This is a genomic window from Saccharomonospora sp. CUA-673, from assembly GCF_001942305.1.
In the GTDB taxonomy this organism is placed as follows: Bacteria; Actinomycetota; Actinomycetes; order Mycobacteriales; family Pseudonocardiaceae; genus Prauserella.
On record NZ_MKKE01000033.1, the window covers coordinates 99,250 to 124,083 of the forward strand.

The 24,834-nt window shown below is 70.8% G+C and carries 17 protein-coding genes and 4 pseudogenes; 14 read left to right on the plus strand and 7 right to left on the minus strand.

Going from position 1 to position 24,834, the window contains the following annotated elements:
• Positions 1–53: 53 nt before the first annotated feature.
• Both BJF85_RS15705 and BJF85_RS15710 read left to right on the plus strand, forming a co-directional pair.
• The gene (locus tag BJF85_RS15705) at positions 54–1,208 is read left to right on the plus strand and encodes an LLM class flavin-dependent oxidoreductase (protein WP_075848504.1); all 1,155 of its coding nucleotides are present in this window, start codon (positions 54–56) and stop codon (positions 1,206–1,208) included.
• A complete protein-coding gene (locus BJF85_RS15710; protein ID WP_255375671.1) occupies positions 1,205–2,572 on the plus strand; it encodes an MFS transporter in 1,368 nt (455 codons plus the stop codon). Before BJF85_RS15705 ends, BJF85_RS15710 begins: the two co-directional genes overlap by 4 nt.
• Before the next feature lie 28 nt (positions 2,573–2,600).
• On the opposite strand, the gene BJF85_RS15715 is transcribed toward BJF85_RS15710, so the two are convergent.
• Positions 2,601–3,152: a TetR/AcrR family transcriptional regulator gene (locus BJF85_RS15715; RefSeq protein ID WP_075848753.1), complete on the minus strand. Its 552-nt coding sequence runs from the start codon at positions 3,150–3,152 to the stop codon at positions 2,601–2,603.
• Positions 3,153–3,232: 80 nt separating this feature from the next.
• Here BJF85_RS15715 and BJF85_RS15720 point away from each other — a divergent pair, with 80 nt between their 5' ends.
• Positions 3,233–4,069 carry an acyl-CoA thioesterase II gene (locus BJF85_RS15720; RefSeq protein ID WP_075848506.1) on the plus strand — a complete coding sequence of 279 codons (837 nt, stop codon included), beginning with the start codon at positions 3,233–3,235 and terminating at the stop codon, positions 4,067–4,069.
• Between the two features lie 99 nt (positions 4,070–4,168).
• Here BJF85_RS15720 and BJF85_RS15725 read toward each other — a convergent pair.
• Positions 4,169–5,328, minus strand: a pseudogene (locus BJF85_RS15725) (Glu/Leu/Phe/Val dehydrogenase).
• 261 nt (positions 5,329–5,589) lie between these two features.
• On the opposite strand from BJF85_RS15725, the gene BJF85_RS15730 reads away from it, so the two are divergent.
• Positions 5,590–6,513 carry a LysR family transcriptional regulator gene (locus tag BJF85_RS15730; RefSeq protein WP_075848508.1) on the plus strand — a complete coding sequence of 308 codons (924 nt, stop codon included), beginning with the start codon at positions 5,590–5,592 and terminating at the stop codon, positions 6,511–6,513.
• Positions 6,514–6,543: 30 nt separating this feature from the next.
• Here BJF85_RS15730 and BJF85_RS15735 read toward each other — a convergent pair whose 3' ends face one another.
• A complete protein-coding gene (locus tag BJF85_RS15735; protein WP_075848510.1) occupies positions 6,544–6,744 on the minus strand; it encodes a PspC domain-containing protein in 201 nt (66 codons plus the stop codon).
• 252 nt (positions 6,745–6,996) lie between these two features.
• Here BJF85_RS15735 and BJF85_RS15740 point away from each other — a divergent pair, with 252 nt between their 5' ends.
• Entirely contained in the window at positions 6,997–7,794 is a 798-nt protein-coding gene (locus BJF85_RS15740) for an oxygenase MpaB family protein (RefSeq protein WP_075848755.1), read from the plus strand.
• A 57-nt stretch (positions 7,795–7,851) separates the two neighbouring features.
• Positions 7,852–8,385, plus strand: coding sequence for a MarR family winged helix-turn-helix transcriptional regulator (locus tag BJF85_RS15745; RefSeq protein ID WP_075848512.1), 534 nt, complete (start codon positions 7,852–7,854; stop codon positions 8,383–8,385).
• 78 nt (positions 8,386–8,463) lie between these two features.
• Here the strand turns inward: BJF85_RS15745 and BJF85_RS15750 are convergent, their stop codons facing one another.
• A complete protein-coding gene (locus BJF85_RS15750; protein WP_075848514.1) occupies positions 8,464–8,856 on the minus strand; it encodes a VOC family protein in 393 nt (130 codons plus the stop codon).
• A 125-nt stretch (positions 8,857–8,981) separates the two neighbouring features.
• Between BJF85_RS15750 and BJF85_RS15755 the strand changes: the two genes are divergently transcribed.
• The 3 genes from BJF85_RS15755 to BJF85_RS15765 all read left to right on the plus strand — a co-directional run bounded on the left by BJF85_RS15755 (position 8,982) and on the right by BJF85_RS15765 (position 13,833).
• Positions 8,982–10,181 carry a homogentisate 1,2-dioxygenase gene (locus BJF85_RS15755; protein ID WP_075848757.1) on the plus strand — a complete coding sequence of 400 codons (1,200 nt, stop codon included), beginning with the start codon at positions 8,982–8,984 and terminating at the stop codon, positions 10,179–10,181.
• Complete coding sequence (gene fahA / locus BJF85_RS15760; protein WP_255375672.1) at positions 10,148–11,368, plus strand: fumarylacetoacetase; 1,221 nt, start codon at positions 10,148–10,150, stop codon at positions 11,366–11,368. The genes BJF85_RS15755 and fahA overlap by 34 nt, the downstream gene beginning before the upstream one ends.
• Before the next feature lie 422 nt (positions 11,369–11,790).
• Positions 11,791–13,833 carry an acyltransferase family protein gene (locus BJF85_RS15765; protein ID WP_255375673.1) on the plus strand — a complete coding sequence of 681 codons (2,043 nt, stop codon included), beginning with the start codon at positions 11,791–11,793 and terminating at the stop codon, positions 13,831–13,833.
• A gap of 68 nt (positions 13,834–13,901) precedes the next feature.
• Here BJF85_RS15765 and BJF85_RS15770 read toward each other — a convergent pair whose 3' ends face one another.
• Both BJF85_RS15770 and BJF85_RS15775 read right to left on the minus strand, forming a co-directional pair.
• Positions 13,902–14,105 carry a hypothetical protein gene (locus BJF85_RS15770; protein WP_139320659.1) on the minus strand — a complete coding sequence of 68 codons (204 nt, stop codon included), beginning with the start codon at positions 14,103–14,105 and terminating at the stop codon, positions 13,902–13,904.
• 71 nt (positions 14,106–14,176) lie between these two features.
• On the minus strand, positions 14,177–15,271 hold the full coding sequence (locus BJF85_RS15775; protein WP_075848761.1) for a CaiB/BaiF CoA-transferase family protein: 1,095 nt from the start codon (positions 15,269–15,271) through the stop codon (positions 14,177–14,179).
• Positions 15,272–15,544: 273 nt separating this feature from the next.
• Between BJF85_RS15775 and BJF85_RS15780 the strand changes: the two are divergent.
• The 5 genes and pseudogenes from BJF85_RS15780 to BJF85_RS15795 all read left to right on the plus strand — a co-directional run bounded on the left by BJF85_RS15780 (position 15,545) and on the right by BJF85_RS15795 (position 23,727).
• Positions 15,545–16,518 (plus strand): annotated as a pseudogene (locus BJF85_RS15780) (NAD(P)H-dependent flavin oxidoreductase).
• Between the two features lie 317 nt (positions 16,519–16,835).
• Positions 16,836–17,030, plus strand: a pseudogene (locus BJF85_RS30250) (MBL fold metallo-hydrolase); the annotation flags it as partial.
• A 2-nt stretch (positions 17,031–17,032) separates the two neighbouring features.
• On the plus strand, positions 17,033–17,470 hold the full coding sequence (locus BJF85_RS30255; RefSeq protein ID WP_255375674.1) for a hypothetical protein: 438 nt from the start codon (positions 17,033–17,035) through the stop codon (positions 17,468–17,470).
• Positions 17,471–17,499: 29 nt separating this feature from the next.
• Positions 17,500–17,940 carry a zinc ribbon domain-containing protein gene (locus tag BJF85_RS15790; RefSeq protein ID WP_075848520.1) on the plus strand — a complete coding sequence of 147 codons (441 nt, stop codon included), beginning with the start codon at positions 17,500–17,502 and terminating at the stop codon, positions 17,938–17,940.
• A gap of 255 nt (positions 17,941–18,195) precedes the next feature.
• Positions 18,196–23,727 (plus strand): annotated as a pseudogene (locus BJF85_RS15795) (carboxyl transferase domain-containing protein).
• 63 nt (positions 23,728–23,790) lie between these two features.
• Here the strand turns inward: BJF85_RS15795 and BJF85_RS15800 are convergent.
• Positions 23,791–24,702 (minus strand): sulfite exporter TauE/SafE family protein, encoded by a 912-nt coding sequence (locus BJF85_RS15800; protein ID WP_075848763.1) that lies wholly within the window; start codon positions 24,700–24,702, stop codon positions 23,791–23,793.
• Between the last annotated feature and the right edge of the window lie 132 nt (positions 24,703–24,834).

A 24,834-nucleotide genomic window follows, 5' to 3' on the forward strand; every position in this document is an offset into this window, starting at 1 on the left:
ACGAATCACCCGGCGCCCGGGATAACGCACGGCGCCCCCAGGAAAGGACTCGAATGTCACTGCGGTTCCACTGGTTCCTTCCCACCTACGGCGACAGCCGCTACCTGGTCGGCGGCGGCCACGGCGTCGCCACCGCCACGACCGGCGACAGCAGGCCAGCGACACTCGAGTACCTCGGTCAGATCGTGCGCGGCGCCGAACAGCTCGGCTTCGAGGGCGCACTGACCCCTACCGGCGCGTGGTGCGAGGACGCGTGGCTCACCACCGCCATGCTGGCGAGCGTCTCGCGCCGGTTGAAGTTCCTCGTCGCGTTCCGGCCGGGAGTGCTGTCGCCGACGCTGGCCGCCCAGATGGCCGCGACGTTCCAACGGCACTCCGGCCGGCGGCTGCTGCTCAACATCGTCACCGGCGGGGAGAGCGCCGAACAGCGTGCGTACGGTGACTTCCTCGACAAGGACGGTCGTTACGCCCGCACCGACGAGTTCCTCGGCATCGTGCGCGGGCTGTGGCGGGGCGAGACCGTCACCCACGACGGCGAGCACATCTCCGTCGACCGGGCCCGACTCTCCCGGCTGCCCGACCCGGTGCCGCCGATCTACTTCGGCGGCTCCTCGCCGGCGGCCGGCCAGGTGGCGGCCGAGCACGCCGACGTCTACCTCACCTGGGGCGAGCCGCCCGCCGCGGTTGCGGAGAAGATCGGCTGGATCCGCAAACTCGCCGCCGACCGCGGCCGCGAGGTCCGCTTCGGCATCCGCCTGCACGTCATCACCCGCGACACCGCGCAGCAGGCGTGGGCCGAGGCCGACCGGCTGCTCGACGCCCTCGACCCGGCGCTGATCGAGCGCGTGCAGCAGGGCCTGTCCCGCAGCGAGTCCACCGGCCAGCAGCGGATGCGCGAGCTGCACCGCGGCTCGCGCGACGAGCTCGAGATCTACCCCAACCTGTGGGCAGGCGTCGGCCTCGTGCGCGGCGGCGCGGGCACCGCGCTCGTCGGCAGCCACCAGGAGGTCGCCGACCGGATCGAGGAGTACCGCGAGCTCGGCATCGACGAGTTCGTGCTGTCCGGGCACCCGCACCTCGAGGAGGCGTACTGGTTCGGCGAGGGCGTGCTGCCCGAGCTGCGTCGCCGCGGCCTGTGGTCGCACCCGGACGGTGACGCCGACGGGGGCGAGGTTGCCGAGATCCCGTTCGCCGGTGCCACCCGGTGACGACCACGATCGACGCCCGCCCCGGCCACGACGGCCGAGGCGGGAACCACGAGGGCGGCACGAAACATCGGACGGTCCTGTCGTCCAGCCTGATCGGCACCACCATCGAGTGGTACGACTTCTTCCTCTACAGCACCGCCGCGAGCATCGTGTTCGGCGAACTGTTCTTCTCCGCGGGCGACGGGGCGGTCGGCACGCTGGCGTCGTTCGCGACGTTCTTCGTCGGCTTCCTGGCCCGGCCGATCGGCGCGATCATGTTCGGCCACATCGGCGACCGCCTCGGCCGCAAACGCACCCTCGTCACCACGATGCTGCTGATGGGCATCGCGACCGCGCTGATCGGCGTGCTGCCCACCTACGATCAGGCCGGTGTGCTCGCACCCGCCCTGCTCGTGCTGCTGCGGGTGCTGCAGGGACTGGCCATCGGCGGCGAATGGGCCGGGGCCGTGCTGTTGGCGGTCGAGTACGCGCCGCGGGGCCGGAAGGGCTTCTACGGCAGCTGGCCGCAGGCAGGTCTCGGTATCGGCCTGGCGCTCGGCACCGGGCTGTTCGCATTGCTCGGCGAGGTCATGGACGACGACGCGTTCATGACCTACGGATGGCGCATCGCGTTCGGCGTGAGCATCGTGCTGGTCGTCGTCGGCCTGGTCATCCGCCTCAAGGTCGAGGAGACACCCGCGTTCTCGGCCGTGAAACAGCGTTCGCGGTTGCCCGTCGCCGCACTCGTCCGGCATCGGCTGAGCCGGCGCCACCTCGCGCTCGGGATGCTGGCCCGCTGGGGCGACGGCGTCGCCTTCAACACGTGGGCCGTGTTCGCCATCGCCTATTGCACCGGCCTGGGCATGTCGCGCACCTCGGTGCTGCTCGGCGTGACCGTGGCGGCGGTCGTGATGGCCGTGCTCATCCCGTTCGTGGGCAGGGGAGTGGACCGGCTCGGCGCACGCCGGACCTACATCACCGGCATGGTCCTGTTCGGACTGAGCGCGGTACCGGCGTTCCTCGGCTTCCGGACGGCCGATCCGTGGGTGGTCGGCGCGGTGCTCGTGGTGACCCTCGGCATCGCCTACGCGATCAGCTACTCGCCCGAGGGCACGTTGTTCGCACAGCTTTTCCCGACCGAGACCCGCTACACCGGGATGTCCGTGGTGTACCAGTTCTCCGGGATCTACGCCTCGGGCCTGACGCCCATGCTGATCACCGCGCTGTTCGCACTCGGCGGCGGATCGCTGTGGTGGGTGTGCGGGTACCTGGTGTTCACCGCCGTCGTCAGCACGATCGCGACCCTGGCGATCCGACCACGCGATCTGTACCTCGCCGACGACACCGAGCAGCAGCGGGACCGAGAACCGTCCCGCGTGGACTGAACCGGAGCGGTTGATCGGACGGGCCCGCCTAGCCGATCAACCGCTCCAGTTCGTCGACGACGTCGTCGAGGGGCGCGGCGCTGCCCTGCGCCCTGGCGAGCACGAGGGCACCCTCCACAGCGGACAGGATCACCACCGCACAGGACCGTGCGCGCTCGGTGGACAGACCGTCGGCGACGAGCGACTCGGTGAGCATCGCCGTCCAGTCGTCGAAGATCTCGCGGGCGCGCGTGCGCGCACCGGGATCGGTGCCGAGGGCCGCGGCGGCCACCGGACAGCCGAGCAGGTCCCCGGACTCGGCGGGTGCGCGCCACAGGTCCACCAGCGTGCGCAGCGCCGACACCGTGTCGCCCGCGGCCAGGGCGCGGCCGACCCCGGCGCTCATCCGGGCGCCGGCTGCGCGCGTCGCCTCGTCGAGCAACTGGGTCCGCCCGTCGGGGAAGTGGTGGTAGATCGAGCCGCGGGGCGCTCCGCTGTGGGCGAGCACGTCGGCGAAGGACGTCGCCGCGACCCCCTGTCGGCGGATGAGGTCGACGGCGCTGGTGATCATCGCCTCGCGGGGATCGTACTTCCGGGGCATGACGCTCGTCTCCTCCGTCTCGTCGTGGCCGGACTCGACTATGTAGGTTGTCATAAAACGGCGACAGGGAGGTAGTGGGCATGGGCGACCCGAGTACGTGGGACGGCGCGGACGCGCTCCACCCGTTCGACGACGCGATCACGCTGACCCCGAGCGGCGACAACACGTACACCGGCGAGACGAGCCCCGCCTACCAGAACATGGTCGGCCCGTACGGCGGCATCACCGCCGCGACTTTGCTGCAGGCCGTCCAGCAGCACCCCGAACGTCTCGGCGTGCCCGTGTCGCTGACCGTCAACTACGCCGGCCCGGTCGCCGACGGCAAGTTCACCGTCACCGCGCGCCCGGCGCGCACCAACCGGTCCACCCAGCACTGGTCCCTCGAACTCACCCAGGACGACACGGTCGTCACCACCGCGACCGCCGTGTACGCCGTGCGGCGCGAGACGTGGGCGGCCACCGAGACCGTCATGCCCGAGTTCCCGGCCCCCGAGGACGCGGCGCTCACTCCGATGCCGGACTTCGTGCAGTGGGCCAAGAACTACGAGATGCGCTTCCTCGAAGGCTTGCTGCCCACGGTCGAGGGCGCCGAATCGCCCGACTCGACGACGACGCTGTGGGTGCGGGACTCGCCGGCACGCGAGCTCGACTTCCCCGCGCTGGCGTCGCTGTGCGACGTGTTCTACCCGCGGGTGTTCCTCCGCCGCGGACAGGCCATGCCCGCCGGGACGATCACGCTGACGATCTACTTCCACGCCGATGCCGCGGCGCTCGAGGCCCAGGGCGACCGTCCGGTGCTGGCGCGCGCACGGTCGAACCGCTTCGGCCACGGCTACTTCGACCAGTCCGCCCAGCTGTGGGGCCGCGACGGCGCACTGCTGGCCACGACCCACCAGCTCGTCTACTTCAAGGGCTGAGCCGGAAAAGCCCGGAACACGCGGAATATCCGAATAGGACAGAGAGGCGCCCCGTGGATCGCTCCACGGGGCGCCTTTCGTCGGTCGGTGGTGTGGTCGTCAGGGGATGACCAGTTCGCCGGTCTGCTCGGCGGCGGCCGCCTCGCGGTTGGCCGAGGCCAACTGCCACGCCGTGTGGCGCAGCGGCACCTCGTCGACGATCCACTCGCCGAGCAGCATCGCCACGCGCGACTGCATTTCCGTGCGCAGCCGGTGGAACGAGGTCGCCGGGTCGGCGTCGACCTGACCCAGCAGCAACCACCAGCCCACGCGGCGGCGCCGGCGTTGGCGACGAAGTCCGGGATCACGGGGATCCCGTTCGCGGCCAGCATGGCCTCCGCCTCGGGCGTCGTGGCCGAGTTGGCGGCCTCGACGACGACCTTCGCGGTCACCTCGGCGGCGTTGTCGGGCGTGACGGCGTAGGAGATCGCGGCCGGCACCAGGATGTCGGCGTCGGCGCCGATGATCGCGTCGCGCGGCAGCAGCTCGACGTCGGCCGGCAGCTGCGTGCGGTCGATCTCGCCGTAGGCGTCGCGCAGCTCCAGCAGCTGCGGCACGTCGAAGCCCTCGGCCCGGTACAGCGTGCCGGCGGCGTCGGCCACGGCCACGACGCGCATCCCCGCCTCGTGCAGGTAGAACGCGGCGCCGCCGCCCATGGTGCCGATGCCCTGGATCGCGACCGTCGTGGCCTCGTGGTCCCAGTTCCATGCGCTCGCGGCGCCCAGGCAGGCCTGCGCGACGCCGTACCCGCCGATGACGTCACCGAGCAGCAGCCCGCCCGGCACCGGGGCGTTGAGCCCGGCCTGAACCCGGCGCAGCGTGCGCTCCGGCTGCGTGGCCCTGCTGATGGCCGCGTGGTACGACTGGCCGAGGCCGAGCTTGTCGAAGACCTCGTCGATCAGGTGCTGCGGGACGCCGAGGTCCTCGGCGGTGACCCAGTGCGCGTCCAGCCACGGCCGCATGGCCTGGCAGAAACGCTCGAGGACCTCGACGGCGCGCGGGTCCTTCGGGTCGAAGTCGATGCCGCCCTTGGCGCCGCCCACCGGCAGATCGAACGTGGCGGTCTTGGCGGCCATGCCGCGTGCGAGGTCCTCGACCTCCTGCATCGTGCAGCCGGCGCGCATGCGGGTCCCGCCCGTGGCCAGACCCGAGGCGAGCGTGTGGACAACGAGATAACCCTTGGCTCCGGTGACCGCGTCGGTCCAGACGAGCCGCAGCATCGGCTCGCTGGTACGGATGTCGGTTCCGCCCGCCGCATGCGTCGCCGGCGCTGCGCGGACCACCGCGGCTGCGTCGTGTCCACCGGGTGCCGGACGGTTCTCCATCGTGGTCACCTGAATCCCACCTCCACCTTCGGATTCGCCTGGTCGCTGTCGTGATCCCAGAGTGGGGCCGCCCGCGCCGGCACGTCCAGTTAAAGATCACGGACGAAACCGTTCACGCTTCCTGCACAGGCTCCGTGGAGGCCTACGCTGAGCCCTATGGAGTTGTCGCTGCACCGGCTGCGCATGCTGCGCGAACTGCACCGGCGGGGCACGGTGACCGCCGCCGCCACCGCGTTGCACTACTCGGCCTCGGCCGTGTCCCAGCAGCTCGCCCAACTCGAACGCGACGTTGGTGTTCCGCTGTTCGAGCGACTCGGCAGGCGCGTGCAGCTGACCGAACTGGGCACGCTCCTGGCCGAGCACGCCGAGGACATCCTCGAATCGGTGGGCCGCGCGACGCACGCGCTGGAGAACGCGCAGGACGGGTTGTCGGCGCGGTTGACGGCCGGGGTGTGGGCGTCGGTGGCGTCGGGACTGCTGCCCGCGGCGCTGACGGCGCTGGCCTCGGACCATCCCGGCATCGAGGTCCGCACCCGCGAACTGGCACCGGAGGAGACGGCCGGCGCGGTGCGCGACGGCACGCTCGACTTCTCGTTCGTCATCGACTACTCGGACTACCCGATGCCGTGGGACCCGGCCTTGGCCCGCGAGGTCGTCGCGGTGGAGCGGCTGCACGCCGCGGTACCGAAGGGCGTGTTGCCGGAACCGGCGGTCTCGTTGAACGAGTTGGCCGAGCATCCCTGGGTGCTGGCCGGTCCGCGGTCGCACTTCGGCCGCGCGGTGCGGATCGCCTGTCAGCAACAAGGTTTCGAACCGAAGATCGTCCACGAGGTGGAGGAGCAGGCGACGGCCCTGGCGATGGTCGGATCCGGCCTGGGCGTGTCGCTCGTGTCCGATCTCGGCCTGACGTTGTTGCCGCCCGGGGTCGACATCGTGGCGCTCACCGAACCGGTGATGCGGCGGGTGTCGATCGCCTACCGGGCCAAGGGCACGCCGCGGCCGTCGGTGCGCCTGGTCATCGAGGCGGTACGCGCGGCGGCCGCGGAGAAGGGGCTGGGCGCGAGCTCGACGCTGCCGTGAGCCCGGCCCGGCCGCGGGAGATGCGGTCGATCAGTACTTGTCGTTGGGCATGATGATCCACAGTGCGATGTAGGCGACGAACTGCGGACCCGGCAGGAGACACGAGGCGACCGCGAGGATCCGCACGGTCGAGGTCTGCCAGCCGAACCGGCGGGCGAGGCCCGCGCAGACGCCACCGAGCATGCGGCCGCTGCGGGGCCGGGAGAGTGTCGAACGTGAGACTGTGTTCATACCTCCACGGTGCACCCCGACCGCGGCCCGCGCATCCGGGACGTCCCCTAGTCGGACCCGGAGATCGCGGTGGTCGCCCGGCGCCGCCGCGGGTTAACGTCGTAGACAGGCGCGCCGCCAGAAGAGAGGTGGGGACCGTGACGGAACGCAAACCGCCCGGTGTCGACGTCGAATCCTGGGTGGAGAAGCAGATCCGGAAGGCGCAGGAGCGGCGGGGCTGAGCATCCGGTGGGCAGCGACCGGCACGTGGTGATGCGCGAGGACGTGATCCTCGGCGCGGGGCTGCTCGCGGCCGCGGCGAACATCATCATGCAGCTGGGCAGGCCCGGCGTCGGGTACGGCGTGGTGGAGAGCCGGGTCGACGACGGCAACGTCTACCGGCGTCCGTTCAAACGCGGCCGGACGACGTTGACCTACCTGGCCGTGGCGATGCTCGGCACCGACGAGGAGCGCGCCGCCTACCGGCGGGCGGTCAACGCCCAGCACGCCCAGGTCGTCTCGACCGCGTCGAGTCCCGTGCCGTACAACGCGTTCGACCCGGAGCTGCAGCTGTGGGTGGCGGCCTGTCTGTACAAGGGCTTCGAGGACGTCCACACCGCCTACCTGTGCCCGTTGCCCGCCGACGAGCTCGACGAGGTCTACCGCGCGGCCGCCCCGCTCGGCACGACCCTGCAGGTGCCCGAGGACATGTGGCCGGCCGATCGGGCCGCGTTCGAACAGTACTGGCGGCGCGGCCTCGACCAGGTCCACATCGACGACACGGTGCGCGAGTACCTCCGCGGCATCGCGACCGCCTCGTTCCTCCCGCGGCCGCTGCACCTGCTGACACGCCGGTTCAACCTGTTCGTGACCACCGGTTTCCTGCCTCCGGAGTTCCGGGAGCAGATGCGCCTGCGGTGGACCGCACGCCAGCAGCGCCGGTTCGACGGGATGAACCGCGTGCTCGGCCGGATCATCCGCGCATCGCCCCAGGTCGTGCGGGCGTTCCCGTACAACGTGTGCCTGTGGGATCTGCGGCGCCGGCTGCGTGCCGGCAAGCCGCTGGTGTGAGCCGGGTTCGCGTTTCGTTCAGGGGTTGACCACCCGGTTCGGCGGTAGGGTTGGCCCATGGCAGCCGGCGACGCGAACGGGCTCGACTTCTGGTCGTTCGTGGAGCTCGCCCACCGCCGACTCTCCGGCGAGTACGGCTTCAAGCACCAGGTCGCGACCGAACTGCTGCTGACCCTGAACCGGGCGGCGAACATGGTCACCTACGATCTCGAGGCGTCGGTGCACCGTCCGCGCGGGCTGTCGTGGTCGGGTTTCCGGCTCCTGTTCGTCACGTGGCTGGCCGGTCCGTTGGAGGCGAAGAAGGCGGCCGAGCTGACCGGCATGAGCCGCGCCGCCGTGTCCAACCTCGCCAAGACGCTCGTCGGCGACGGGCTGCTGGCCCGGGAACAGGGCGAACACGACGGCCGTTCGGTGCTGCTGTCGCTGACCGACACCGGACACTCCGAGATGGTCGAGATCTTCCGCGAGCACAACGAACGCGAGGCCGAATGGGCGGACGTCCTCTCGGCCGAGGAACAACGCATTCTGATCGTGCTGCTCGACAAGCTCGTCACCAACCGCGACCAGTTCGACGTCCGAGGACGCAACTAGCCGGGGACGGAGACCGAACCGGGGTCGAGGTCGAGTTCATCCGCCTGGTCGGCGTGGCCACCATGGTTGAGGACTCGTTCAGGCTGGCCCGAGCAAGTCCCATCGATTGCCGACGACGTCCAGGAAAACGGCGACCCGCCCGTAGGGTTCGGTACGCGGCTTGGTGACGAACTCAACGCCCGCCGCGACCATGCGGTTGAACGCGGCATCGAAGTCATCCACACGCAGGAACAGCCCCACCCGGCCGGCAAACTGGTCACCCACAGCAGCGGCCTGGCGGTCGCCGTCCGCGCGAGCGAGCAAGAGACCCGTCTGCGCACCTGGCGGTCGCACGACGACCCACCGCTTCGGCCGCCCGTCGTTTGTCAGCGACTGCTCGTCCTCGGCAAGCTCGAAGCCCAGAGCGTCGACGAAGAAATCGATAGCGCGGTCGTAGTCGTCAACGACCAACGCGGCCAGCTCCACCCGCATAGCGTCCGAACTTAGACCTGGTGGACCACCGGCACCGATCCCGCGTCGTTGCCAGTAGTACATGCGTTAACTAACCTGGAGCGGCGGCTGTGCAGGCGGTGCAGCGTGACGGCGAGGAGGCGGTCATGGCGTACTACCGGAGGGTCGGGAGCGTGCCGCCCAAACGGCACACGCAGCATCGGCGGCCGGACGGGGGCCTCTACTACGAGGAGCTGATGGGGGAGGAGGGCTTCTCCTCCGACTCGTCGCTGCTGTACCACCGCGGCGTCCCGTCGGCGATCGTCGACTCGCGCGTCTGGGAACTGCCCGACCTGTCGACCACGCCGAACCATCCGCTCGTCCCACGGCATCTGCGCCTCCACGACCTGTTTCCCGCCGGCACGTGGGACGGCACCGATGTGGTGACCGGACGTCGCCTGGTGCTCGGCAACGCCGACGTGCGCCTGTCGTACGTCGTGGCGGCCGCCGACTCACCGCTGTATCGCAACGCGACCGGCGACGAGGTCGTCTACGTCGAATCCGGCAGCGCACGCGTCGAGACCGTGTTCGGCGCCCTGGACGCGGTCGCCGGCGACTACGTCGTCCTCCCGCGCGCCACCACCCACCGCTGGCTGCCCCGCGGCGACGAACCGCTGCGGGCGTACGCGATCGAGGTCAACAGCCACCTCGCGCCGCCGCGCCGATACCTGTCCCGGTACGGGCAGTTCCTCGAGCACGCGCCGTACTGCGAACGCGATCTGCACGGCCCGGCCGAACCGTTTCTCGGCGAGGGAACCGACGTCGAGGTGTACGTCAAACATCGCGTCGGCGGCGCCATCGGCGGCAGCGTCCTGGTGTATCCGGAGCACCCGCTCGACGTCGTCGGCTGGGACGGCTGCCTGTACCCGTTCACCTTCAGCGTGCACGATTTCGAACCCATCACCGGACGTGTGCACCAACCGCCGCCCGTGCATCAGGCGTTCGAGGCGCAGAACGTCGTCGTGTGCAATTTCGTGCCACGCAAGGTCGACTACCACCCGCAGGCCGTTCCCGTGCCGTACTACCACTCCAATGTGGACTCCGACGAGGTCATGTTCTACTGCGGCGGCGACTACGAGGCACGCAAGGGCTCGGGCATCGGACAGGGATCGATCTCCTGGCACCCGGGCGGCCACGCACACGGACCACAGCCCGGCGCCGTCGAGAAGAGCCTCGGCGCCGAGTTCTTCGACGAACTGGCCGTCATGGTCGACACCTTCCGCCCGCTGGAACTCGGCGAGGGCGCGCGGGCGTGCGAGGACCCGAACTACACGTGGACGTGGGCCGGCCGCGGGCCGGGGCGCTAGGCAACGCGGTGTCGAACCCGACGAGGCTCGAGATCCCCGACGGTTCGCCGTTCGGGACCGACAACCTGCCCTACGGCGTGTTCTCCACGCCCGGCAGCGCGCCGCGGATCGGTGTCCGCGTCGGCGAGTCCGTTGTGGACCTGGCCGCGACGCTCGGGGACGACGTGTTCGCGAGCCCGTCGCTCAATGCGTTCATGGCACAGGGAAAGCCGCGGTGGGACGAGGTCCGCGAACGCGTCGGCGCGCTCGTCGCCGGTGAGGTCCCCGCAGCGGCCGTGCACGCCGCGGCGGCCGTCACCCTGCACCTGCCGTTCGAAGTGGCCGACTACGTCGACTTCTACGCCTCCGAGCACCACGCCGCGAACGTCGGCCGGATCCTGCGGCCCGACGCAGAGCCGCTGCTGCCGAACTGGAAACACCTCCCCGTCGGCTACCACGGACGCTCGAGCACCGTCGTGGTGTCCGGTACGGAGATCACGCGACCGTGCGGGCAGAAGGCGCGCCCCGACGGTCCGGTGTTCGGCCCGACCGAGCGGCTGGACCTGGAGGTCGAACTGGGATTCGTCGTCGGCACCGGCTCCCGCATGGGCACGCGGCTGGCGACCGCGGACTTCGCCGAGCACGTGTTCGGTGTGGTGCTGGTCAACGACTGGTCGGCGCGCGACATCCAGGCCTGGGAGTACCAGCCGCTGGGGCCGCACCTCGGCAAGAGCTTCGCGACGTCTATCTCCCCGTGGGTCGTGCCCCTGGCCGCCCTGGAACGGGCCCGCGTGCCCGGGCCCGTGCAGGATCCCGCGGTGCTGCCCTACCTGCGCGACGATCGGGACCGGGGGCTCGACATCGACTTCGCGCTCCGCTGGAACGGACAGCTCGTCTCGTACCCGGCCTACCGCGACATGTACTGGTCGCCCGCGCAGATGCTCGCCCACCTCACCGCCGCCGGCGCCGCGTGCAGCACCGGCGATCTCTACGCCTCCGGCACCGTGTCCGGTCCGACACCGGGGGAGCGGGGCGCCCTGATCGAGCTGACATGGGGTGGGCGCGACCCCGTCGACGTCGCCGGTCGCCCCAGCACGTTCCTCGAGGACGGCGACGAGGTCGTCATCAGCGCCACGGCCCCGGGAACGGGCGGTGGCCGAATCGGCCTCGGCGAGGTCGCCGGCCGGATCGCAGCCGCACGACAGTGACGTAGGCACCGGCCGATCCGCCGTGCCGATCCGCCTGCGGCGGTCCCCTTCCGGTGAGTGACTCCCTGCTGGGGTACGGTGCGCCGGCCCCTGGCCTCGTTGTGACGGGGAGTGGCGCCGCGTGACCGACGATCCCCGGTCTGGACGTGATTGATGTCACGGGCCGTGCTCGGGTGTGGCATCAGGTCGCACCCGCAGTTGACCCGGGTCGCGTGTCCGCGCCGGCGCCGCGACTTCTGTCGGACAGAAACGTCTCTGACCAGCGGATTCAGCCGGGGGGTCGCGTAGTGTGACGACCGCCGAGATTCGCCCGAGCAACCTTGTGGGCGAATTCTGCGTCACAGTGCACGGAAGTGGTGGAAACCACCCGAATGCGGGTTGGCATCATGGACCGCCGGTCAGGGAAGAGAGTGAGGTTCGCCGTGACGCAGTCGCCGCCAACACCGTCAGAGTTGTCGGCCACGGCACCAGGCGGGGTACCGGTCAAGGCCCGGTTCCGGCCCGAGTTGCAGGGCCTGCGCGCACTGGCGTGCTTGCTGGTGGTCATCTACCACGTGTGGCTGGACCGTGTGTCCGGCGGCGTGGACGTGTTCTTCTTCGTCACCGGCTTCCTCATCACCGGCCAGCTGTACAGAGCCAGCGCCCGTGGCCGCATCAAGTTCGGCGCCACGTGGGGCCGCATCTTCAAGCGCCTCCTGCCCGCCATGGCGACCGTGCTGGTCGCCACCGTCATCGCCGGGTACTTCCTGCTGTCCGAGGGCCGCTGGGAACAGACGGTCGGCGAGGTCGTGGCCTCGGCCCTGTTCTTCGAGAACTGGCAGCTCGCCGCGCAGCAGGCCGACTACTTCGCACAGAACGACCAGGCCAGCCTGCTGCAGCACTTCTGGTCGCTGTCGATCCAGGGCCAGTTCTACATCGTGTGGCCGCTGCTGATCGCGCTGTTCGTGTTCGCGTTCAAGAAGTTCGGCTGGGACCTGCGCATCGCGCTGTTCGGCCTGCTGTCGGTGCTGTTCGCGGGCTCGCTGGCCTACTCGGTGTACCTGACCAACGTCGACCAGCAGTTCGCCTACTTCTCCTCGCTCACCCGCGTGTGGGAGTTCGCGCTCGGCGGTCTCGTGATGCTGATGATCGACCGGATCGTCATCAACCGGGGCCTGCGGATCGTCATGGGCTGGCTCGGCGTCATCGGCCTGGTGTCCTGCGGCATGGTGCTGCAGGTCGGCACGATGTTCCCCGGTTACGTCGCGCTGTGGCCGGTCGTGTCGGCCGCGCTGGTGCTCCTCGCGGGCCAGACCGGCACCGTGTTCGGCGCCGACAAGTTCCTGTCGTCACGGCCGCTGCGTTACCTCGGCAACATCAGCTTCTCGCTGTACCTGTGGCACTGGCCGCTGCTGCTGTTCTACGTGATGGTGCGCGAGCAGTCGACGGTCGGCCTGCGCGGGGGCGCGGCCATCATCGCCGCCTCCCTCGTGCTCGCCGCGCTCACGTACCACCTGGTCGAGAAGCCGGTCGGCAACGCCAAGTCCATCGACACGCGCTCCATCTGGGGCTCGTACCGCCTCGTGGCGGCCAGCCTCGCGGTCGTGCTCGCGACGGCCGGGGCCTGGCAGGTCGCGGCCGTGCAGAAGGCCAACTTCGAGCCGCCGGAGAACGACCCGCGCCACCCCGGTGCCGCGGTGCTGGAGCCCGGTGGGCCGCAGGCGGCCGCGGACGCCGAGCCGATCCCGCCGTACGCGGCGCTGCCCAAGGAGTTCGACAGCTTCACCTCCGAGGAGTGTCGCCGCTCCGACAAGAACGAGATCGTCGCCATCTGTTACGACGGCGTCGAGGACAACCCGTCGCGGCGGATCGTGGTCGCCGGCGACTCGCACTCCCAGCAGTTCAACGCGGCGCTGCGGCCGGCGGCCCACGAGGCCGGCTGGCAGATCATCTCGATGGGTCGCGGCGGCTGTCCGCTGACCAACCACGCGCCGAACAACCCCGAGTGCGCGGCGTGGAACGAGACCGTCATGCAGGAGATCCTCGAGATCCAGCCGGACGCGGTGTTCACGATCGCCACGCGCGACGCGCACCCGGGCCGGGAGGAGATCACCCCCGAGGGCTACGTCGACCAGTGGCGCACGCTCAGCGAAGCAGGTATCCCCGTGATCGCCGCCCGTGACAACCCGCGGTTCGACGTCTCGCTGGCGGACTGCGCGGAGAACCGCGGCCCCGAGGATCCGTCGTGCTCGCGGCCGCGGGACAGGGTCTACGCGGAGATCCCGCCGTACGACGAGGTTCCGAACATGCCCCAGGGTGTGCACTTCCTGGACTTCGGCGACTACTTCTGCGAGGGCGACGTGTGCCCGCCGATGATCGGCAACATCCTCGTGTACATGGACAACAACCACATCACGAAGACGTACATGAAGACGATGGCGCCGATCGTGCAGCGGGAGCTGTCGGCCATCCTCGACGGCGTCTGAGCGACGCGCACCACGACGATCGGGCGCTGCCGCAGCCGCGGCAGCGCCCGATCGTCGTTCTCGCTGGGTTACTTGCCCTTGCGGGTTTGCGCGCGCTGGTAGAAGTAGGCGGCCCAGAATCCCACGGCCGCCAGCACCATGATCACGGCGAAGACCCACATGCCGACGTTCGCCTCGGCCTCGGTGAACATCAGGACGAGGAGGGCGACCGCGAGAAGGGTGAGCACCACCATGCCGCGGACGACGTTGCGAGGGATCTCGATTCCGGCCATGTCCGACATCCTGTCAAGGGCGTCGGTGGCCTTCGTCGCCCGCCCGGACAGGGGCGCGGCGCGCGGAGCCCTCACACACCCCAGTCGGCGGTGACGGCATCGTTGTCCCCGCCCGGGGCGGGCGGGGCCTCCGGGGTGTCGGGCACCGTGCGGGAGAACCGTGGCGCTGGGCCGGGCTGCACGACGCCGTCGATGTCGAGGAACGTCTGCCGCGCGGCGACGTGCGGGTGGTCGGCGACCTCGTCCCACGTGAGCACCGGGGTGACGCACGCGTCCCGGTCCTCGAACACGGCCGCCCACTCGTCCCGGGTGCGGCTCGCGAACAGCTGCGTGAACCGTGCCCGCAGCGTCGGCCAGGCGTCCCGGTCGTGCTGGCCAGGCAGGTCCTCGTCGGCGATGCCCAGGCCGTCGAGCAGCTGGGCGTAGAACTGCGGTTCGAGCGCGCCCACCGCCATGTAGCGGCCGTCGGAGCAGACGTAGGTGTCGTAGAACGGCGCTGCCGAGTCGAGGAGGTTGCCGGCCCGCTCCGAGGACCACATGCCGACCCCGCGCAGCGCCCACATCATCTGCGCGAGCACGCTCGCACCGTCGACCATGGCCGCGTCCACGACCTGCCCGGCGCCGGAACGCTCGCGCTCCCACAGCGCCGAGAGCACACCGGTGATCAGGAACATCGACCCGCCGCCGAAGTCGCCGACGAGGTTCAGCGGCGGCGCCGGGGGAGTGTCGGCGCGGCCGATCGCGTGCAGCGTTCCGGTGAGGCCGATGTAGTTGATGTCGTGGCCGGCGCGCGGGGCCATCGGCCCGTCCTGCCCCCACCCGGTCATGCGGCCGTAGACGAGCCGCGGATTGACGGCGTGGCAGTCGTCGGGGCCCACGCCGAGTCGTTCGGCGACGCCGGGCCGGAAGCCCTCGATCAGCACGTCGGCCTTGGCGGCCAGGGAGTGGACGAACTGCGTGCCCTCGGCGGACTTGAGGTCGGCGGCCACGGAGCGCTTGCCGCGCATGATGTGGTCGCGCTGCCCGCCCCGGATGTCGAGGGCCCCGGACGGGCGTTCGACGCGTACGACGTCGGCGCCGAGGTCGGCCAGGATCATGCCCGCGTGCGGGACCGGGCCGATGGCGGGCAGTTCCACGACTTTCAGACCGCTGAGTGGGCCAGGCACGTTCTCGTTCACCTCGTTGTGTCAGACGCTGGTTGTTCGTCGTCGCTGCCGGCAAGGCTAGGGCTCTGCCGGTCCGCGGCGACGGTATCGCGTCCCGGGCACCGGGACGAGCGCCGAGATCATCGGGGACGGGGAGACGTGAGTCATGGGCGCAGGAGGCCGGGGACGCTACAGTGCGAGGTAAGCGGGCGCTTTCCTCGCGGCGGCCAGGACCGACCGGGACCGACGAGGACGCAGGCGCCCCGGTCTCACCTGTTCGGCGAAGGGAAAGTCATGGTGCGCACGCGGTTCTGCGATGTGTTCGGGGTGGAGCATCCGATCGTGCAGGGCGGGATGCAGTGGGTCGGCACCGCCGAACTCGTCTCGGCCGTGGCCAACGCCGGCGCACTCGGTTTCCTCACCGCGCTCACGCAGCCGACCCCGGAGGATCTGGCCAAGGAGATCGCGCGCTGCCGGGAGATGACCGACAAGCCGTTCGGCGTCAACCTCACGATCCTGCCGTCGATCAACCCGCCGCCCTACGCCGAGTACCGCGACGTCATCGTCGAATCGGGGATTCCCGTCGTGGAGACCGCCGGGTTCAACCCGGCCGAGCACCTGCCGACGTTCCAGGGCGGCGGCGTCAAGGTGCTGCACAAGTGCACGAGCGTGCGGCACGCGGTGAAGGCGCAGGAACTCGGCGTCGACGGCATCTCGATCGACGGCTTCGAATGCGCGGGCCACCCCGGCGAGGACGACATCCCGGGTCTGGTGCTCATCCCCGCGGCGGCGGAGAAGGTCTCCATCCCGATGGTCGCCTCGGGCGGCTTCGGGGACGCGCGCGGTCTCGTCGCGGCACTGGCGCTCGGCGCGACGGCATCAACATGGGCACGCGGTTCGTCGCCACGCAGGAGGCGCCCGTGCACGAGAACGTCAAGCAGCGCATGGTCGAGGCGACCGAACGCGACACCGAGCTGATCTTCCGTCCGCTGCGCAACACCGCGCGCGTGGCGAGCAACGCCGTCAGCCGCGAGGTCGTGTCCATTCTGGACGACGGCGGACAGTTCGAGGACGTGCGCGAGCTGGTCGCCGGCAACCGCGGGCGCACCAAGGTGCTCGAGGAGGGCGACATCGACGGCGGCATCTGGTCGGCCGGCATGGTGCAGGGCCTCATCGACGACATCCCGACCGTTGCCCAGCTTGTCGAGCGCATCGCCGGCGAGGCCGACGAGTTGATCCGCAGCAGGCTCGCCGCGCTCGTGAGCTGACTGCCGCCGAGTCCCTGTGCACCGGGTGTCGCCGTTGATCGGTGACACCCGGTCGCATGTTGACGCCGTTCACGCACGTCACGCACTCTGATCTCGGGATGTGTTCCAGATCACGGAGGTCAGCGATGACAGCGATGAGGGACGCCGACAAGATCAAGGTCACGATTCTGCCGACCGGAACGATGCACGCCGACCTGACGTGGCTGCTGATCGACCCCGGACGCATGGCCACGCGGCACAACCCCGGCAAGCAGCGCGACTGGGTGCCGGTTCCCACGCACGTGGTCTACATCGAACACCCCGACGGGCAGAAGCTCATGTGGGACGCCGGTGTGCCGCGCGACTGGGAACAGCGCTGGGGCCCGACCGGACTGGACCAGTACTTCCCGGTCGACGAGGTCACCGAGGACATGTGGGTCGACTCGCGCCTGCAGCAGTTGGGCCTCGAACCCGGCGACATCGACTACCTGCTGTTGTCGCACCTGCACATGGACCACGCGGCGAACGCGAAGCTGTGGCAGGACACCGGGACCACGATCATCGTCGACGAGGCCGAGAAGGAGGGCGCACTCGGCTTCGACGCTTCGCCAAGGGCGCCCACATCAAGTCCGACTACGACGGTCTCGAACTGGACACCATCGCCGAGGACACCGAGATCCTGCCCGGCGTCACGTTGCTGCGCACACCCGGGCACACGTGGGGCACGTTGTCGCTCAAGGTCGACCTTGCCGACCACGGGCCCATGGTGTTCACGTCCGACTCGCTGTACCTCAAGGAGAGCTACGGCCCGCCGCCCATCGCCGCGGGCATCGTCTACGACACCGTCGCGTGGTTCGAATCGGTCGAGAAGATCCGCGCGATCGAGGAGAAGACGGGCGCGACGATCGTGTTCGGTCACGCGGCCGACCAGCTCGCCGAACTCCGGACCGGACCCGGCAACTACTACACCTGACCGCCGAGCGGACGGGGAAGGAGGCGGCCATGCCGCTGTTCGACTACCGGTGCGGATGCGGGATGCGGTTCGAGCGACTCCAGTCGAGTTGGCACGCGCCGGACCCGCTGTGTCCCGCGTGCGGCGCGGGCGTGCGCCGACTGCCCGGCTCGGTGGCGCTCACCGGGGCGGCCCGGCCACCCGCGGGGCCGGACGGGGCGCCGACGTCGTGGGAGGGCACCGGTCGCGGGAACCGGGAGTACGTCGCCGAATGGCGGCGCACGCTCGAACGTCGACAACGGCTCGCGGAGTCCTATCCCGAACTGTCGACGAAACGGGACGCCGTCGCGGCCCACGAGGGCCGGTTCGAACGCGCCCCGCTGACCTACCGCGAACTCGCCGACCGGGCGAGCGCATCCGGCGACGCGACACAGGCCGCCGCCGAGGCGGCACGGGACCGACGGAAGGAGACGCCCCCGGCCGGGGAGTGACCACCGGCCGGGACGGGTGAGCTCGAGCGAACCGCTTCGTCGCTGCTGCTTCTTCGTGACCGCGGGCTGCGGGGCCGTTTTTGGTGGGTTCCTACAAACGGTCCCCGCGCGCCGTGGCGGGTGCGATCATTCCGGTGCCGCCCTGTGACCGGAGAGGGTTGGGGTGTACAGGCGGGCCTGTGCGCCATGACCCCGGCGCGCGCCCGCACACCGCGAATGATCGCCCGCGACAGCAGGTTGTGAGGTTTGCCGAGCTTGTTCACCCGCATCGCCATCGTCAACCGGGGTGAGGCCGCGATGCGGCTGATCCGAGCCGTGCGCGAGCTCAACGCCGAGGACGGCGGCCGGCGCGAGACCATCGCGCTGCACACCGACGTCGACCGCGCCGCCACGTTCGTGCGCGAGGCCGACCGCGCCTACCATCTCGGCGCCGCCGCCGACCGGCCTTACCTGGACCTCGAGGTCCTCGAGCGGGCACTGGTCGAGTCCGGTGCGGACGCGCGTGGGTCGGCTGGGGCTTCGTCGCGGAGGATCCGGCGTTCGCGGAACTGTGCGCGCGGCTGGGTGTGGCGTTCGTCGGCCCGTCGGCCGAGGCGATGCGCAAACTCGGCGACAAGATCGGTGCGAAGCTGATCGCCGAGGAGGTCGGCGTCCCGGTGGCGCCGTGGAGCCGCGGTTCGGTCGACAGCCTCGACGGGGCGCTGCAGGCCGCGGAGAACATCGGCTACCCGTTGATGCTCAAGGCCACCGCGGGCGGCGGCGGACGCGGCATCCGCGTGGTCCGGACCGCCGACGAGTTGGCGGATGCCTACGAACGCACCAGCTCGGAGGCCGAGCGCGCGTTCGGCAGCGGCATCGTGTTCCTGGAGCGGCTCGTCACCGGCGCCCGGCACGTCGAGGTGCAGGTGATCGCCGACGGCCAGGGCACGGCGTGGGCGCTGGGCGTCCGCGACTGCTCCGTGCAGCGGCGCAACCAGAAGGTCATCGAGGAGTCCGCGTCCGTGCGCCTCGACGCCGACCAGGTCGCCGAGCTGAAGGTCTCGGCCGAGCGGCTCGCCGTGGCCGTCGACTACCGCGGCGCGGCGACCGTCGAGTTCCTCTACCACCCCGGCGAACGACTGCTGGCGTTCCTCGAGGTCAACACCCGGCTGCAGGTCGAGCACCCGATCACCGAGGCCACGACGGCGTTCGACCTGGTCAAGGCGCAGCTGCACGTCGCCGAGGGCGGCGCGCTGACCGGGGCGCCGCCCTCGGAGTCCGGACACGCGGTGGAGGCCCGGCTCAACGCCGAGGACCCGGATCGCGACTTCGCCCCCGCACCCGGGCGGATCGCGCTGCTGACCTTGCCGAGCGGGCCGGGCGTGCGGGTCGACACCGGTGTGGGCACCGGCGACGAGATCCCCGCCGACTTCGACTCGATGATCGCGAAGATCATCACCTACGGGCGGACCCGCGACGAGGCGCTCGCCCGCCTGCGCCGCGCCGTGCGCGACACGACCGTGCTCATCGAGGGCGGCGCCACCAACAAGAGCTTCCTGCTCGACCTGCTCGACGCGCCCGAGGTCGTCGACGGCACGGCAGACACCGGCTGGATCGACCGGGTGCGGGCCGAGGGCCGGCTCGCCTCGCACCGCCACGCGGGCATCGCGCTGGCCGCGGCCGCGATCGAGGCCTACGAGGAGAGCGAGCACGCCGAGCAGCAGCGCCTGCTGACGAGCGCCCACGGCGGACGTCCGCAGGTGCGCCTGCAGGGCACGGACGCCTCGGCGGAGATCGAGCTGAAACTGCGCGGTGCCGGGTACCGCGTGGCGGTGGCGCGCACCGGGCAGAGCCGGTTCCGCATCGCGATCGACGGTGCCGGCGCGGCGCCGCCGTTCGACGTGGACCTGCGCCGCTTCGACGCGAGCAGCGGCCAACTCACCGTGCACGGACACCGTTACCGCCTGGTCACCGGTACGCACGGACCGGTGCACCTGGTCGAGGTCGACGGCGTCACCCACCGCGTCAGCAGGGACGAGGGCGGCGTGCTGCGTTCGCCCGCACCGGCCCTCGTGGTGGCCACGCCGCTGGAGGTCGGCGACGGGGTCGAGGCCGGGGCACCGGTGCTCGTGCTGGAGAGCATGAAGATGGAGACGATCCTGCGGGCGCCGTTCCGCGGAACGCTCGTCGCCCGGCCCGTGGCGGTCGGCAGTCAGGTCGAGGCCGGCGCCCCGCTGCTGCGTCTGGAGCCGGCCGCCGACGAGACCGACGACGCCGGTGCCGATGCGGCCGCCCCCGCGGTGGACCTGGAACTGCCGTCGCCGCCGCCCGAGGAGCCCGCGGCGCAGCGGGTGGAGCGCGGTCTGGACCAGCTGCGGAGCCGGCTGCTCGGCTTCGACGTCGCTCCGAGGCGGCCTCCGACGGGGAGAGCCGCGCACTGGCGGCCTACCTCAAGGCGCGCGATCAGCTCGTCGCCGACGGACACCGGCCGCTCGAGGGCGAGGTCGGTCTCGTGCGCGTGTTCGCCGATCTGTGCGAGCTGACCCGCAACCGGCCGGCCGACGCCGAGGCTGGCGAGGGCGCCGAGGCTGCCGAGGGTGTTGTGGCGGTGCACAGTGCACGCGAGTACTTCCACACGTACCTGCAGAGCCTCGACACCGAACGCGCCGGCCTGTCGGACGCGTTCCTCGACCGGCTCCGGCGCGTGCTCGGGCACTACGGGATCACCGACCTCGACCGGACGTCGGAACTCGAGCAGGCGGTGTTCCGGATCTTCCTGGCCCAGCAGCGGCTGTCGGCCGATGCGAGCGTCGTGACGACGGTCCTGCAGCAGTGGCTCACCGAGCCCGCGCCGCCGAGCGCGGTGCAGCTGACCGTCGGCGAGGCGTTGGAGCATCTCGTCGTCGCGACGCAGCTGCGGTTCCCGGTCGTCACCGACCTCGCCCGCACGCTGGTGTTCCGGTGGTTCGGCCAGCCGATGTACCGCCGGAACCGCGCCGAGAGCTACACCGCGGTGCGGCGGCATCTGCGCCACCTCGACCGGCATCCGGACGCCCCGGACCGGCAGGAGCGCATCGCCGCGATGGTGGCCACACCCGAACCGCTGGTGCGCGTGCTGGCGCAACGCATCGGCAGGGCGGGCACCGACCAGTGCCCGATGCTGGAGGTGCTGGCCAAGCGCTACTACCACCAGCGCCGCCTGCACGGATTCCGCACGGAACACCGCGACGGGTTCGACTGCGCGAGTGCCGAGTACGCGCGCGGCGGCACGGCGTTCCGACTCCTCAGCACGGCAACCGACGTCGAACGGCTCGACGACGCGCTCTCCGCGCTGAGCGACCTGGCCGCGCAGGACGGCGCGGCGGACCTCGTCGCCGACGTCTATCTCACGTGGGCCGACCAGCCCGCCGACGTCGACGCGATGGCCGCGCAGCTGGGCGAGACGCTGCGCGCGGCACGACTGCCCGAGCGCACCGTGCGCGTGACCGCCAGCGTCGCGGGTCGCAGCGGTTCGGCGATGCACCACCACTTCACGTTCACCGCCGAGGCGGGGGAGCTGACCGAGGACCGACTGATCCGCGGTCTGCACCCGATGATCGCCCAGCGGCTGCAGCTCGCGCGGTGGCGCCGGTTCGAGCTCACCCGGCTGCCCTCGACCGACGAGGAGGTCTACTTCTACCGCTGCGCGGCCACCGAGAATCCGGCCGACGAACGGCTGCTGGCCATGGCCCAGGTTCGCGACCTGACGCCGTTGCAGGACGACGAGACCGGTCGCATCCTCGCGCTCCCGGACGCGAGAACGCGCTCGAGGCGTGTGTCGCGGCGATCCGGGCGGAGCAGGCCCGGCGGCCCGCGAAGAAACGCCTCGACACCAACCGGGTCCTGCTCTACGTGTGGCCGCCGAACCCGCTGAGCGTCGAGGAGCTGAAGGCCATCGCCCGCCGCGTCCTGCCGACCACGTACGGCGCGGGCCTGGAGGAGGTGCTGCTCATCGGCCGAAGGCCGGTCGACGACAGCGGCGAGCTGACCGACATCGCCGTGCGGATCTCGTCGGATGTCTCGTCCGGGGTTCGGGTCGAGGTGATCGAGCCGCCGTCGGAGGAGATCCGGCCGCTCGACGAGTACGGCCAGAAGGTCCTGCGGGCGCGCCGCCGCGGTGCGGTCTATCCGTACGAACTGACGGGCATGCTCGCCGGGGCCCAGGGCACGTTCACCGAGTACGACCTCGACGCCGACGGCGCGCTGGCTCCGGTGGACCGGCCGAAGGGCGGCAACACCGCGGGCATCGTCGTCGGGGTCGTGACGACGCCGACCGACCGCTATCCCGAGGGCGTCACGCGGGTGGCGTTGTTCGGCGACCCGACCAAGTCGCTGGGCTCACTGTCCGAACCGGAGTGTGCGCGGGTCATCGCGGCACTGGACCTGGCCGAGCGGATGGCCGTGCCGGTCGAGTGGTTCGCGCTGTCGGCGGGCGCGCGGATCGCGATGGACTCGGGCACCGAGAACATGGACTGGGTCGCTGCGGCGCTCAAGCGGATCGTCGAGTTCACCCAGGCCGGTGGTGAGATCAACATCGTCGTCGCGGGGATCACCGTCGGTGCCCAGCCGTACTGGAACGCCGAGGCGACGATGCTCATGCACACCAAGGGAATCCTGGTGATGACGCCGGATTCGGCGATGGTGCTGACCGGCAAGCAGTCCCTCGATTTCTCCGGTGGCGTGTCGGCCGAGGACAACTTCGGCATCGGCGGCTACGACCGCGTGATGGGACCGAACGGCCAGGCCCAGTACTGGGCCGCCGACCTGGCCGGCGCGCGGGACGTGCTCATGGGGCACTACGACCACACCTACATCGCACCGGGGGAGACCGCGCCCCGGAACGCGGCGACGAGCGATCCGGCCGGCCGCGATGTCACCGGGTTCCCGCACCACGTGACGGGCAGCGAGTTCACGACCGTCGGCGAGATCTTCTCCGCCGAGGCCAATCCCGACCGGAAGAAGCCGTTCGACATCCGCACCGTGATGCGCGCACTGTCCGATCAGGACCACCCGGTGCTCGAGCGGTGGGCGGGGATGGCCGACGCCGAGACCGCCGTCGTGCAGGACGTGCACCTGGGCGGTCGCCCGGTGTGCCTGCTCGGGATCGAGTCCAGGCCGGTGCCGCGGCGGGGCTTCCCGCCGACCGACGGCCCCGACACCTACACCGCAGGCACGTTGTTCCCGCGGTCGTCGAAGAAGGCGGCCAGGGCCATCAACGCCACCAGCGGCAACCGTCCGCTCGTGGTGCTGGCCAACCTGTCCGGATTCGACGGATCGCCCGAGTCGATGCGCAAACTCCAGTTGGAGTACGGCGCGGAGATCGGCCGCGCGATCGTCAACTTCGACGGCCCGATCGTGTTCTGCGTGATCTCGCGCTACCACGGCGGTGCGTTCGTGGTGTTCTCCAAGGCGCTCAACCCCAACATGACCGTGCTGGCCGTCGACGGGTCGTACGCGTCGGTGCTGGGCGGCGCGCCCGCCGCGGCGGTCGTGTTCTCCGGCGAGGTCAACGCGCGCACCGCGGCCGACGAGCGGGTCCACGCGGCGCAGGCGCGGGTCGGTGAGGCCGAGGGCGTCGACCGGGCGGCGCGCAGCGCCGAACTCGCCGACGTCCGGGCCGAGGTGCGCGCCGAGAAGCTCGGCGAGGTGGCCGCGGAGTTCGACGCGGTACACAGCATCCAGCGTGCCGTGGAGGTCGGGTCGGTCGACGCGGTCATCCGGCCCGAGGACCTGCGCCCCGCGATCATCGACGCCATCACCCGCAGCTGAGGCGAACGCGAGCGTGCCCCCACGGCCGTGGGGGCACGCTCGCGTTCGTCGGGTGTGGGTCCCTCAGGCGGGCTCCGGCTCGCGTTCCCGGTCGGCCTCCGCCTCGGCGGTGCGGCGTTCGGCGCGCACCGAGCGGATCGCGGTGGTGAGGCCGGTCGCCCAGAGCGCGACCACGGCGGTGAGCACGGCGATCGTGACGCTCAACGAGGCTTCGAACGACGACAGCAGGGTCTGCATGTTGGTCAGCACGATGAGGCCACCGGCAGCGGCACCGAGGATGCGTGCCGGCAGCTTCTTGACCACCCAGGCCGCGAACGGCGCTGCGATGACACCGCCGATCATCAGGCCGGCGACGACCGTGTAGTTCATCGACTCCTCGGCCGAGAGCGCGAACAGGAAGCCGAGGCTCGCCGCCACGGCCACGATGAACTCGGAGGTGTCCACCGAGCCGACGACCTTTCGCGGTTCGAGCCGTCCGGACGAGAGCAGGCTCGTGGTCGCGACCGGCCCCCAGCCGCCGCCACCGCTCGCGTCGATGAACCCGGCGACCAGGCCCAGCGGAGCCAGGAACCGCGAACCGGGCCTGCGCGAGGCGACGAACCGGCCGAGCTTGAGGAACGAGAACCGGATCAGCACGTACGTGCCGAGCACGAGCAGGATCGTCGTGATCCACACCTCGGCCGACTCGGTGGCCAGCGACGTGAGGACGTAGGCGCCGAGGACGGCACCGATCGCCCCGGGCAGGGCCAGGGTGCCGACGACCCGCCAGTCGACGTTGCGCATCTTCCAGTGGGCCAGGCCCGACGCCAGCGCGGTGCCGACCTCCGCGAGGTGGACCGCCGCGGACGCGACCGCCGGGGCGGTGCCGGCGACCAGCAGGGTCGTCGTGGCCGTGACGCCGAACGCCATGCCGAGCGACCCGTCGACCATCTGCGCCAGGAATCCGGCCAGACCGAACAACAGAAGTGTTTGCATGCCGACCTCGGTCAATCAAGGAATCGTGATTCGGAAAATGCGGACAAACGGTTCGCTGTCGGCCGGCGGCAGCGCAATGCCGGTGCGAAAACGTCCGTCGGCCGCGGTTTTGGATGGTGACACGCATTCGCT

Excerpts from the sequence above, each read along its gene's own strand:
- BJF85_RS15705 (WP_075848504.1), top strand. The coding sequence starts at position 54 with ATGTCACTGCGGTTCCACTGGTTCCTTCCCACCTACGGCGACAGCCGC.
- BJF85_RS15715 (WP_075848753.1), bottom strand. The coding sequence starts at position 3,152 with ATGCCCCGGAAGTACGATCCCCGCGAGGCGATGATCACCAGCGCCGTC.
- BJF85_RS15720 (WP_075848506.1), top strand. The coding sequence starts at position 3,233 with ATGGGCGACCCGAGTACGTGGGACGGCGCGGACGCGCTCCACCCGTTC.
- BJF85_RS15730 (WP_075848508.1), top strand. The coding sequence starts at position 5,590 with ATGGAGTTGTCGCTGCACCGGCTGCGCATGCTGCGCGAACTGCACCGG.
- BJF85_RS15735 (WP_075848510.1), bottom strand. The coding sequence starts at position 6,744 with ATGAACACAGTCTCACGTTCGACACTCTCCCGGCCCCGCAGCGGCCGC.
- BJF85_RS15740 (WP_075848755.1), top strand. The coding sequence starts at position 6,997 with ATGCGCGAGGACGTGATCCTCGGCGCGGGGCTGCTCGCGGCCGCGGCG.
- BJF85_RS15745 (WP_075848512.1), top strand. The coding sequence starts at position 7,852 with ATGGCAGCCGGCGACGCGAACGGGCTCGACTTCTGGTCGTTCGTGGAG.
- BJF85_RS15750 (WP_075848514.1), bottom strand. The coding sequence starts at position 8,856 with ATGCGGGTGGAGCTGGCCGCGTTGGTCGTTGACGACTACGACCGCGCT.
- BJF85_RS15755 (WP_075848757.1), top strand. The coding sequence starts at position 8,982 with ATGGCGTACTACCGGAGGGTCGGGAGCGTGCCGCCCAAACGGCACACG.
- BJF85_RS15770 (WP_139320659.1), bottom strand. The coding sequence starts at position 14,105 with ATGGCCGGAATCGAGATCCCTCGCAACGTCGTCCGCGGCATGGTGGTG.
- BJF85_RS15790 (WP_075848520.1), top strand. The coding sequence starts at position 17,500 with ATGCCGCTGTTCGACTACCGGTGCGGATGCGGGATGCGGTTCGAGCGA.
- BJF85_RS15800 (WP_075848763.1), bottom strand. The coding sequence starts at position 24,702 with ATGCAAACACTTCTGTTGTTCGGTCTGGCCGGATTCCTGGCGCAGATG.